The organism is Dokdonia sinensis, from assembly GCF_003688895.1.
In the GTDB taxonomy this organism is placed as follows: domain Bacteria; phylum Bacteroidota; class Bacteroidia; order Flavobacteriales; family Flavobacteriaceae; genus Dokdonia; species Dokdonia sinensis.
On record NZ_REFV01000007.1, the window covers coordinates 125998 to 137046 of the forward strand.

The window sequence follows — 11049 nt, forward strand, 5'->3', positions numbered from 1 at the left end:
TCCAAAAACAACCTTCTTTCTTTCTCTGTACAAATATTTCCATTCTACTACGCAATCTTTTTGCGTAGTAGAATTAATTTTCTAGATTCACAATATATTTTTAAATATGGCAATAAATAAAAATGCGCTCATACGTTATAAAACCATAGATAAGTGTTTGCAAAACAGGATGCGCGACTGGACACTTCAAGACTTAATAGAGGCTTGTAGTGATGCGCTCTATGACTTTGAGGGTAGAGATGTAAACGTAAGTACACGAACGGTACAGCTGGATATACAGATGCTACGTAGCGATAAGCTAGGATATAATGCACCCATTGAAGTTTATGAGAGGAAATTTTATCACTATTCAGACCCTAATTATAGTATTACAAATATTCCGCTTACAGAGAATGATATGAATGTGCTATCTGAAACCATGGATATGCTGCGCCAGTTCCAAGATTTTTCTTTATTTAATGAGTTTAAAGGAATCTTTAATAAGTTAGAGGATAAGATTTATACCGAACGACATAAGAAACCTGCAGTAATTCATCTCGATAAGAATACTGACCTCAAAGGTTTAGAGCTCCTTGATGAATTATATCAGGCCATACTGAAAGAGGTGGTTCTAGATTTAATGTATCAATCTTTCAAGGCTAGAGTACCTCAGACATTTATTTTTCACCCTCATTTCCTCAAGGAGTTTAATAATCGCTGGTTTCTTGTTGGGCAACGTGCTGGGAGCAATATAGTTTTGACGCTGGCGCTGGATAGGATAATGGGGGTTGACTATGACTTTACAGTCCCTTACAAGTCATCAGAAATACGTGCAGATCAATATTATGCGAACACCATTGGCGTAACGGTTCTCAACGATGCTCAGCTACAAAACGTCATTTTTAAAGTGAATAAACAAAACGCTCCTTATATTGAAACAAAACCGTTTCATACTTCACAGCAATTGGTAGAGAAACATCGTGATGGGAGTGTTACCTTTCAGATACGAGTTCATCTCAATTTTGAGTTGGAAAGACTCTTACTAGGTTTTGGAGATTCACTTGAGGTTTTAGCACCGCGCCAGCTAAGACGCCGGATGCGAAATAAGTTTAGAGAAGGGCTAAAGTGTTATGAGCGTAATTGATTTTTTTTGTTGCGCTTTCGCGAAAGCCTACCCTAAATACAAGTGCCACTTCCTAAGGCTGCTTTTGACTTTTCAGGTATCATAAAGTTGCAGAAAACTTCCCTGAATTTTATGGTAGCAAGAATATAAGCAAATCTGGACCTAGGGTTTAAAAATGAAATTGTATTAGAATCGCGTCACGGATAAAACAAAAAAAGCCTTTCCAAACAGGAAAAGCTTCTCATCGGATTCAACTACAAATCCTTACCACGTGTGACGTGGCCAACACAACACCTTAAAAAAAAAGCCCTCGAGTGAGGGCTTAATTATGCGGTCTGGACGAGACTCGAACTCGCGACCCCCTGCGTGACAGGCAGATATTCTAACCAACTGAACTACCAGACCGTTACTCCACTTTTTGAGACTTTGAGTATGTCTTAATGTTTTCAATATTTCAACTCTAATTTCTTAAAGATGCAACTCGCTTTTGCTTTGTTGCGGGTGCAAATATACACGCCTTTTTTAATTGCACAAACAAAAAAATAAACTTTTTACACAAATTTTTGACGCTCTACCAAAAAGGTGGTCAGAATAGGCGCAAACCCCTTTTCGATAACCGCAGGAATATACTTTATACGGTACTGAGCACAGCGTAATTGCAGGTTTTTAAAGTAAGTTTCAATAGCTGCAGTGTAAATGTCCCTTATGTTATCTGCATAAAGATTCAAGGACTCACCACTTTCTACATCTACAAATTTCTTTGGACTATTGCTAAACTCAAAATTATATTCCTTTTCCTTACTGTAGGTGTGAAAAAGCAACACCTCGTGCTTATTGTATTTTAAATGTTGTAGTGCTTCAAAGAGCTGTTCCTGTTCCACATCGTCTTGTAGCATATCTGAGAAAAGAAAAACGAGAGAACGCCTTTTTAACTTTTCGGCGATGAGGTGGAGGTGTGCGTAGGTGTTGGTTTTTTTTTCCGCTTTCGCGAAAGCGGAATCCAGAACCCCATTGAGTTGATCCAGCAACATATGATGATGCCTATCACTGCCCTTTTCGCCAGTATAAAACTCATAAGTATCACTGTAAATACTCATCCCAACAGCGTCTCGCTGTTTTTTCATCAAATTCATAATTGCAGCGCTCGCTAGTGCCGAAAAACTGATCTTATTGAGATTTGACACGCTGTGCTCCTTAACGTGAGGAAAGTGCATCGAGCTACTATTGTCTAGGATAAGATGACAGCGCAGGTTTGTTTCTTCCTCGTAGCGCTTCGTATACAATCTATCAGTCTTCGCATACAACTTCCAGTCGATGTGCTTTGTGCTTTCCCCCGGGTTGTAAATCTTATGCTCTGCAAACTCTGCTGAAAACCCGTGAAACGGACTCTTGTGCATTCCCGAAATGAAACCCTCTACTACCTGCTTTGCAAGCAACTCAAGGTTGCCAAATCCAGATGTTTTATTAAGTTCCTGTTTAATGTCCATAGATGGGAAGTACCTTCCTTTTTAAGCGCAGTGAGTATTGTGAAATGTAAAATGTGAAATGACTAAACCAAACCTAAAATCCCAGTCCATTTTAAAACTCCGATGAGGAGCGCGGTAGATAAACCACCTATGAGCAATAACCAGTTCCAGTGATAAAACATACCATTTTTCCGCTCCTTCTTGCTTATGCTTTTTCCATACATCTTCATCGCTGCCAGATGCAGTGCAATAACTACACAGGCAAAAAATACGATAGCAATAATAAATATAAGTTCCATAAGCTTGTTTTAAATCGGAGGGATTGCCGCCTCTAAGGTATCAGTGCGTTTTAACAGCTTCTTAGCCTTCAAAAATCCCGTCTGCAATGCCGTAAGCAACGGATTCTTCTGCGCCCATCCAGTGGTCACGGTTAAAGTCTTTCATTACTTTATCGTAGTCCTGCCCACAATTATCGGCAAGAATACGAGCACTTAATTCCTTGGTTTTTAAAATCTCCTGAGCTGTAATTTCAATATCAGATGCTTGTCCGCGTGCTCCTCCAGAGGGCTGGTGTATCATAACCCGTGCGTGTGGCTGGATAAAGCGACGTCCTTTTTCTCCCACAGAGAGCAAGATTGAACCCATACTTGCTGCAAGGCCTGTACATATTGTAGAGACAGGGCTTTTTATCATCTTGATGGTATCATACATAGAGAACCCCGAAGTCACATATCCTCCTGGGCTATTAATAAATAGCTGTATCTCATCGTGGTTTTGCGCATCCAGATATAAAAGTCTATCTATGACGTGCTTTGCACTTTTATCATCTACCTGCCCCCACAAGAATATCTTGCGGTCGTTTAACAATTGGCTATCTATTGCGTCCTGTACTTTTGTTTTCTTTTCCATACTTGTGCCCGCGAAGGCGGGTATCCTATTATTACTTTATCCTATCTTAATTACCGCAAAAGCGGATTTCTATTATGTCTTCCTCTCATTCGTGCCTCATTCGTCGGAGACAAAGCGAAGGCGGAAATCTCATTATATTTCCATCAAAGAGGAAATCTCATTAATTTTCAAATTCATTTAATTTAAATAGCTTTGGTCGTGACATTTCAAATTTTCGCCAAAGCGAACCGCCAAAACTTGTAGCTTACTAAAATACAAAAAGGCTCGGCACTACGCCAAACCTTTTTGATAATCTTATGTGGTACGAGTGACTATAAAAGTCCGTCGATAGCCTCTGCATAAGTCGCTTTAGGAGCAACTCCTACTTGGCGTCCTACAACTTCTCCGTCCTTGAACATTAGTACGGTTGGGATGTTACGCACACCATATTTTGCGGCAAACTCTTGATTTGCATCTACGTCTACTTTTCCTACAACGGCTTTTCCTTCATATTCCGTAGCGATTTCTTCGATCACGGGTCCTACCATACGGCAAGGTCCACACCAAGCAGCCCAAAAGTCTACTAATACTGGCTTATCGCTCTTTAATACTTGCTCTTCAAAAGTTGCATCTGTGATTTCTAATGCCATAATTATATCTTTTAATAATTGTAATTCTAATTAATATACAAACTTAGTCAATAATTTATCCAAAGCTTACACCCCGTTAATCAACTTTGATTATGCGGTCATTGTCTGTACTGATGTGGGCGTGACCCTCGCCCTCTCGCTACGCTCGGGACTCGGGTCGGGCTTTCGCTACTCGCTTCCTACGGAGAGCTCAGACATACCGCTCTATCCCTCACGCTGTGGTATGACTGTGATATTCTGAAAGAGCGTTTTGTAAGGCTTCATAAACTTCATTTCCAGGTTTTTCAAGAGGTTTTGTAGGGATGGTGATACCCCCGCCAAAATATCGCTCATTTAACCGCATCATATATCGTTTGAGAAAATTTTTCTGTTTATTGATATAAGCTAGATTATCCTTAGTCTGAATATACAGAAATTGATGCGTTGCCATATTAGATGTTCTAATAGAAATGATATCATTCCAGGGAATGAACCCAGCACTCACGCCACTACCATTATCTACTATACCTTTTTGCCCTATTTGAATTGCGGGTTTAGAACCTAAAGCTTTAATGCCCACAGATAATCCCGCAGCTCCAAAAAACAAAACAGAAAAACTCCCCAATACAACCAGTCCAAATTCTCCTTTTATCATAAAAAGAACCCCAATAGCTACAAACGCTAAACTTCCCAGAAAATAAAGAGATAGCATCAGTTTATTGAAGCCTATAGAAATCTGCTTGCTGTCATCCATTTAGTTATTATCTCCTGCTCCCCAAAACCTGCAACGCAAAATAAAGCAACGTCGCCAGCGACCCTATCGCAGCCACCACATACGTTCTGGCTGCCCATTTTAAGGCATCCTTGGCTCCCGCGTGCTCCTCTTGTGTTACCATATTTTCTGCTTCTAGCCAGGCCAGCGCTCGGTTACTTGCATCATATTCTACAGGTAACGTCACAAAGCTAAAAAGCGTTTGCATCGCATACATTCCTAATCCAATCAAGGCAATGGTGCCACCTAAGGCTGTTGTAGCCATAAGCATAATACCACCTATAATAACCCATTGTGACATTTTAGATGAAATGCTCACGACAGGCACAAGTTTAGATCGCATTGTAAGCCAGCTGTATGCTCTCGCGTGCTGTACTGCGTGACCTACTTCGTGCGCGGCAACCGCAGCCGCTGCTGCGTTGCGCTGTGCATAAACGGCTTCACTTAAGTTTACAGTTTTATCTCTCGGATTATAATGATCCGTAAGTCTTCCTGCGACGGAGACTACGCGCACATCTGTAATACCATTATCTGCGAGCATTTTTTCGGCGATTTCGGCGCCAGAGAGGCCGTTGCGCAGGTGTAGTTTTGAGTAATGTTCAAACTTGCTTTTAAGCTTTCCGCTCACGAGCATACTTACTAATCCTATTGCTCCTACAATAATGTAGTAGCCCATATATCCTCCTAACATAATTTTCTGTTTTTGATATTTTAAAGTTACAAACTATCTGTCAGAAATAATGCCAAATCTTTTAACACCCATTTTGGCAGTTTGACAAAGTTTGTCATTTTCGTGCGAGGCATTTTCCATAGTTTAGCACCGTGAGAATTTATAATGACATAGTAAACGCAATTGACGAGGGTGGAAAACAATTGGCCATTCTCATAGATCCAGATAAATTTCTTGATGGAGAGGATGATGACGCTACTTCGACTGCGCTCAGGACAAGTTTCGCGAAAGCGTACCTAAAAAAAATTCCCACAACAACCACACACATCCTTGTAGGCGGAAGCACGGATGGCGCAAATAAAACCGAAAAGGTTGTCTTAGCCATTAAAGCAAATACAAATTTGCCTGTACTTCTTTTTCCTGGAAATTATGCTCAAATCACAAAGGAGGCAGATGCTATCTTATACCTCTCCTTACTCTCAGGTCGCAATCCAGAATACTTGATAGGACAACAGGTAAAAGGCGCCATCCCCGCAAAAGAAAGTGGTCTTGAAGTTATCCCAACAGGATATTTGCTCATAGATGGAGGCTCAGAAACTGCCGTGCAACGCGTGAGTGAGACTGCACCATTATCTCAAAAGGATATGGACACTATAGTGGCAACAGCCCTCGCCGGACAGTTTACGGGAAAAAAATGTATCTACCTAGAAGCGGGAAGTGGGGCACAATTTCCTGTAAAACCAGCGGTAATTCGAGCTGTAAAAAATGCTGTTGATATTCCCTTAATTGTGGGTGGCGGGATTCGGTCGAGCGCACAATTAGAACTGGCCTATAACGCTGGGGCGGATATTGTCGTAATAGGCACGGCTTTTGAAACAGATAGCTGGAATGAGACCTCGGTCTAAACCCCTATTTTTGTATTATGAATAATCTATTACGTTCTCTTTTTCTTTTGTTTCCCGCTTTAATGACGGCTCAAATGACCTTTGTTAAGGATTCCATTACCAGCGATCCTGTATCGTTTGCTACGATTTCCTTTGGTGATGGTCGAGGTACATTTGCGGGAGCAGAAGGAGAATTTAATTTCTCAAAGGATAAATATGAGGATATTGATTCGCTGTTTATTTCGGCCATTGGGTATCGGGATATAGGTTTTGCGACAGATGAATTGCCTAAGGTTATAATACTCGCCCCAGAAGCAAGTCAGCTATCAGAAGTCATCCTAACTGCAGAGAAGAGAGGGAAGTTTAAAAAGCGCAAACTCAAGCCCACCACTCATACTGATTATTTTAGCTGTTGGTTACCCACCGTCGAAAGTGAGGTCGCGGTATTTTTCCAGCGACAAGATGGAAAATCTTCAAAAATCGCAAAACTCCTTCTCCCCATAAATGCCGAAGAGGAATACCGAAAAAAGGGAAATATGAAATTCTCGACCCTTTTCCGTATTCAGTTTTATACAAATGAGAATGGATTGCCAGGAAAAGCCATTAAATATGGTGATATCGTTTTCAACGTTACCCAGGATAACGATGAAATTTATGAGTTGGACCTTGAAAAATTCAATGTCTTCATTCCCAAAGATGGAATTTACGCATCGCTCCAGGTGCTAGGCTATGCAGACCCAGATGGAAAACTCATCCAGACTAAAAAGTATAACGAGATCAAGACCCGTCGTGGTATTACCAAAGTGTCCACCACCTTTAGACCCTTGTTGCCATTTACAGATGAGTTGGCAGGTCAGAAAACCTTTGTCAGACGTGTTTTTTTTAATAGTAAGAAATGGCAAGTTTTTGATAGAACGTACAACGAGAATAGTAAACTCATCCAGTCCGGACAGAACAATTACGGGATGGGAGCATTGTTGCACGTGTATCAGGAGTAATGATAATTTAGGGTCCTCCGGCGAGGTTTTGAAAACCTTGCAGGTGTGACAAAGCGACTAATTTTAATGATAGATGTCCGATTTTGGCTTGGTTTTGAGATTGAGTTTGGGGGACTTTAACACAGAGATATCCGCCTGCGCTTTGTCTCCGACGAGTGAGGTGAGAGGTAGAAAGAAATATTGAATAATAGATGTCCGACTCTAGCTTGGTTTTGAGACTGAGTTTGGGGCACTTTAACACAGAGATACCCGCCTGCGCGGGTAATTAATATGAACATATCAGTAGACCTAACCTTCAGCCCGCTTCAGGACGACTATGAAGCACATATTATCGAGTTTATAAAGAAACTGCGAGCATCAGGATTGACCGTGATTGAGAATCCGCTGGCGACTCAAGTATATGGAGAGTACGATCTCGTGATGGATACTTTAAAAAGAGAAATAAAAACAAGCTTTGAGGCAATAGGAATAGGCCTTTTCTACCTTAAAATTGTAAAAACAGACCGTTCAGACTATGTCGCAGTTTTTTGATTTCCTCTTTGGGCAATATGCAGATTATCCTGAGCATCAGATTTGGCTTGAGATATTAGCGGTAATTTTTGGTGGACTTTCGGTTTGGTTCAGTAAGCGCAATAATATTTTGGTGTATCCCACTGGGATTATAAGCACTATCATTTTTGTCTATCTCTGCTATCAGTGGGGATTGCTGGGTGATATGATGATTAATGGTTATTATTTTGTAATGAGCATATACGGATGGTATGTATGGACACGCAAAGTAGATGATACGCACGTGACCCCAATTACTAGAACAACAGCTCAGGAGAAAAAATATAGCGTTCTCATATTTATCGCTACACTTATTTTTGTCGCCATTGTATATACGGCTTTTGATCGCTGGACGAGTTGGGTGGCTTATGTAGATACCATTACGACTGCAATTTTCTTTGTTGGAATGTGGTTAATGGCACGGCGCAAGTTGGAGAACTGGATATTTTGGATTGTGGGTGATTTGATTTCGGTGCCGCTTTATTTTTATAAAGGCTATACCTTTACCAGCCTGCAATATTTTGTATTTACTATAATTGCCATTTTTGGCTACCTCGCGTGGAAAAAGCACTTAAACAACAACCCAGTACTTGCATAAGAATCTGTCTCTTTGGGCCAGAAAGTAGTGGGAAGAGTACGCTTTCGCGAAAGCTTTCTCAGCATTACACCGCTCCTCTCGTTCCAGAATATGCTCGGGAATACCTGCAGGATCTCTGGGAAAGGGAACAAAAAATCTGCCGTCCAAAGGATTTATTACCCATCGCCGCAGGACAGATGAAATTAGAAAATCAAGCCGTTCAAGTCGCCAAAAAACTAATTATATGTGATACGGATCTGCTCACAACCAAAGTGTACAGCGAGGCCTATTATCAAGGCTGGTGCCCACCGTTACTCTCTAAATACGCGCTAGAAAATAGATACGATTTATATTTACTTACTTATATTGACACACCTTGGACTCAGGATGATTTGAGAGATAGGCCGGAGCGACGAGAAGAAATGTTTTCGTATTTTAAAGCAGCTCTCGATGACAATAATAGACCGTATGTGCTGTTAAAAGGAGGTGTGGAAGAGAGAATGAAGATGGCAATACAGTCAATAAACAACTTAAACTTTTGAAACTAACAACCTCAGATAAAGAGCAACTTGCTAGAAAAGGAATCTCTGAAGAAACGCTGGATAAGCAATTAGCCATTTTTCAAACGGGAATCCCCTTTGTAAATCTGCAAAAACCTGCAACGATTGGGAATGGTATTCATAAGTTTTCTAAAGAGCAGGAAGAGGAGTTGATATCACTTTTTGAATCGCATAGAAGTTCCTTAAATCTCTTAAAGTTCACACCAGCTTCTGGCGCAGCGACGAGAATGTTCAAATTCTTATTTCAATTTCTGGATGATTTTAATCCGGAGGAACAAACCGTAAATGCATATATCAATAATAAGAAAGCCCAAGATTTACGCTTGTTTTTTGTTGGACTAGACAGCTTTCCATTTTATAAAGAAGTACGGAAGAAGCTGGTCGAAGTGTATGGAGAGGAAGAAACCGATATCAATATAAATCGCTATCGTTTTGTAAAGATGATGTTAGAAAAAGATGGGCTTGATCTCGGAAACCAGCCCAAGGGCTTGTTCCCTTTTCACAAATACAAGCGTCACAATGCTTCGGCGTTTGAGGAGCATCTTTTTGAGGGAGCACTTTATGCTTGTAATGATGGTCTTTCTAGATTGCATTTCACAATCTCACCACAGCATAAGGAAAAATTTGAGGCTGCCTTTAAACGCGCACAATCTCGTATTGCAAAAAAAACAGCTACAAGATTTGATGTTACGTACTCTTTTCAGGCTGAAAGCACGGATACGGTGGCGGTGCATCCAGATAACTCCATTTTTCGCGAAAGCGGAATAGATATCCACTTCCGCCCAGGTGGTCACGGGGCTTTAATTAAAAATCTCAATGAGCAGGATGCAGACATTATCTTTATAAAAAATATAGATAATGTGGTAACCTATTCTTTTGAGAATGAGGTGGCTCGAAGTAAAAAAATCCTTGCAGGTAAGTTAATTGGACTGCAATCGCGAGTATTCCATTTTCTGAAAATGATGGACGAAAGCCCTAAGCTCTCTGGAGAACAAATTCAAGATATCCTACAATTTCTAGAGGATGATTTTAATCTCAAACTAGCCGTAGATTTTAATAAATACGCTCCTGAAAATCAGGTCGAATACCTGCGTGAGCAGTTAGATAGGCCCATCCGTGTGTGTGGTATGGTGCGCAACGAGGGAGAACCAGGCGGAGGGCCATTTTGGGTAAAGCGCGAGAGTGGTCGTATTAATCTAGAAATAATTGAAAGCGTACAGATAGACAAAAAGAACAAAAAACAACAAGAAATCCTTCAGGCATCGACCCATTTTAATCCTGTAGATGTGGTATGTGGCATTAAGAATTACAAAAGCGAAAAGTATGACCTACTTAAATTTGTAGATCCTAAGGCAGGTTTTATTTCAGAAAAAACTGTAAACGGAAAACCGATAAAAGCATTAGAACATCCCGGACTTTGGAACGGAGCTATGGCGTATTGGAACACCATTTTTGTTGAGGTGCCACTCATTACTTTTAATCCTGTAAAAACGGTGAACGATTTATTGAAACCTGCGCATCAGGTAAAATAAAAATCTACTTTTGCCAGACGATGGATAAAAATCAACTTCTTTCTGAACTTTCCTATAAAGCGACGCGCAGTAGTGGCGCTGGAGGACAGCACGTAAATAAAACAAGTACAAGAGTTGAACTGTACTGGTCATTAGAAAATACGCAAGCTTTTTCTGAAAATGAAATTTCCCGCTTGCGCGAAAGATTAAGTCACCGCCTTACAAAAGACGGCGAACTCCAACTAGCATCACAGGACTCCCGCAGCCAGCATCGTAATAAAGATGATGTTACTAAAAGATTTTTTGCACTCCTAGAAGTGGCCATCATCCCACCCATCATCCGGAAAAAGCGTCGTCCATCAAAAATGGCAAAGCTCAAACGGCTGAAAGCCAAAAAGCAACACGCAGAGAAGAAGGCAAATAGGAAGAAGCCGGAGTACTAA

Annotated in this window: 14 protein-coding genes and 1 tRNA gene; 8 read left to right on the forward strand and 7 right to left on the reverse strand. The window is 40.8% G+C overall.

Annotated elements, in window-relative coordinates; all coding sequences use genetic code 11:
* The first annotated feature begins 106 nt into the window (after nucleotides 1-106).
* Nucleotides 107-1123, forward strand: coding sequence for a helix-turn-helix transcriptional regulator (locus EAX61_RS08830; RefSeq protein ID WP_121917323.1), 1017 nt, complete (start codon nucleotides 107-109; stop codon nucleotides 1121-1123).
* Between the two features lie 310 nt (nucleotides 1124-1433).
* Here EAX61_RS08830 and EAX61_RS08835 read toward each other — a convergent pair.
* The 7 genes from EAX61_RS08835 to EAX61_RS08865 all read right to left on the reverse strand — a co-directional run bounded on the left by EAX61_RS08835 (nucleotide 1434) and on the right by EAX61_RS08865 (nucleotide 5548).
* A tRNA-Asp gene (locus EAX61_RS08835) sits at nucleotides 1434-1507 on the reverse strand.
* A gap of 146 nt (nucleotides 1508-1653) precedes the next feature.
* The gene (locus EAX61_RS08840) at nucleotides 1654-2589 is read right to left on the reverse strand and encodes a DUF58 domain-containing protein (RefSeq protein ID WP_121917324.1); all 936 of its coding nucleotides are present in this window, start codon (nucleotides 2587-2589) and stop codon (nucleotides 1654-1656) included.
* 62 nt (nucleotides 2590-2651) lie between these two features.
* Nucleotides 2652-2867, reverse strand: a complete 216-nt coding sequence (locus tag EAX61_RS08845; protein WP_121917325.1) for a hypothetical protein — start codon at nucleotides 2865-2867, stop codon at nucleotides 2652-2654.
* 61 nt (nucleotides 2868-2928) lie between these two features.
* The gene (locus EAX61_RS08850) at nucleotides 2929-3501 is read right to left on the reverse strand and encodes a ClpP family protease (protein ID WP_347337925.1); all 573 of its coding nucleotides are present in this window, start codon (nucleotides 3499-3501) and stop codon (nucleotides 2929-2931) included.
* Nucleotides 3502-3788: 287 nt separating this feature from the next.
* Complete coding sequence (gene trxA, locus EAX61_RS08855; protein WP_121917327.1) at nucleotides 3789-4106, reverse strand: thioredoxin; 318 nt, start codon at nucleotides 4104-4106, stop codon at nucleotides 3789-3791.
* A 211-nt stretch (nucleotides 4107-4317) separates the two neighbouring features.
* Nucleotides 4318-4839: an STM3941 family protein gene (locus EAX61_RS08860; RefSeq protein WP_121917328.1), complete on the reverse strand. Its 522-nt coding sequence runs from the start codon at nucleotides 4837-4839 to the stop codon at nucleotides 4318-4320.
* Between the two features lie 7 nt (nucleotides 4840-4846).
* The gene (locus EAX61_RS08865; protein ID WP_121917329.1) at nucleotides 4847-5548 is read right to left on the reverse strand and encodes a zinc metallopeptidase; all 702 of its coding nucleotides are present in this window, start codon (nucleotides 5546-5548) and stop codon (nucleotides 4847-4849) included.
* Nucleotides 5549-5679: 131 nt separating this feature from the next.
* Between EAX61_RS08865 and EAX61_RS08870 the strand changes: the two genes are divergently transcribed.
* The 7 genes from EAX61_RS08870 (at nucleotide 5680) to arfB (ending at nucleotide 11049) form a co-directional block, all read left to right on the forward strand.
* A complete protein-coding gene (locus EAX61_RS08870) occupies nucleotides 5680-6432 on the forward strand; it encodes a phosphoglycerol geranylgeranyltransferase (protein ID WP_121917330.1) in 753 nt (250 codons plus the stop codon).
* Between the two features lie 17 nt (nucleotides 6433-6449).
* A complete protein-coding gene (locus EAX61_RS08875; protein ID WP_121917331.1) occupies nucleotides 6450-7409 on the forward strand; it encodes a peptidase associated/transthyretin-like domain-containing protein in 960 nt (319 codons plus the stop codon).
* Between the two features lie 270 nt (nucleotides 7410-7679).
* Nucleotides 7680-7940, forward strand: a complete 261-nt coding sequence (locus tag EAX61_RS08880) for a hypothetical protein (protein WP_121917332.1) — start codon at nucleotides 7680-7682, stop codon at nucleotides 7938-7940.
* Nucleotides 7924-8556 (forward strand): nicotinamide riboside transporter PnuC, encoded by a 633-nt coding sequence (pnuC, locus tag EAX61_RS08885; RefSeq protein WP_121917333.1) that lies wholly within the window; start codon nucleotides 7924-7926, stop codon nucleotides 8554-8556. Before EAX61_RS08880 ends, pnuC begins: the two co-directional genes overlap by 17 nt.
* Nucleotides 8517-9077 (forward strand): AAA family ATPase, encoded by a 561-nt coding sequence (locus tag EAX61_RS08890; protein WP_121917334.1) that lies wholly within the window; start codon nucleotides 8517-8519, stop codon nucleotides 9075-9077. Before pnuC ends, EAX61_RS08890 begins: the two co-directional genes overlap by 40 nt.
* Complete coding sequence (locus tag EAX61_RS08895) at nucleotides 9074-10627, forward strand: DUF4301 family protein (protein ID WP_121917335.1); 1554 nt, start codon at nucleotides 9074-9076, stop codon at nucleotides 10625-10627. Before EAX61_RS08890 ends, EAX61_RS08895 begins: the two co-directional genes overlap by 4 nt.
* Nucleotides 10628-10647: 20 nt before the next feature.
* Nucleotides 10648-11049 (forward strand): alternative ribosome rescue aminoacyl-tRNA hydrolase ArfB, encoded by a 402-nt coding sequence (arfB, locus tag EAX61_RS08900; RefSeq protein WP_121917336.1) that lies wholly within the window; start codon nucleotides 10648-10650, stop codon nucleotides 11047-11049.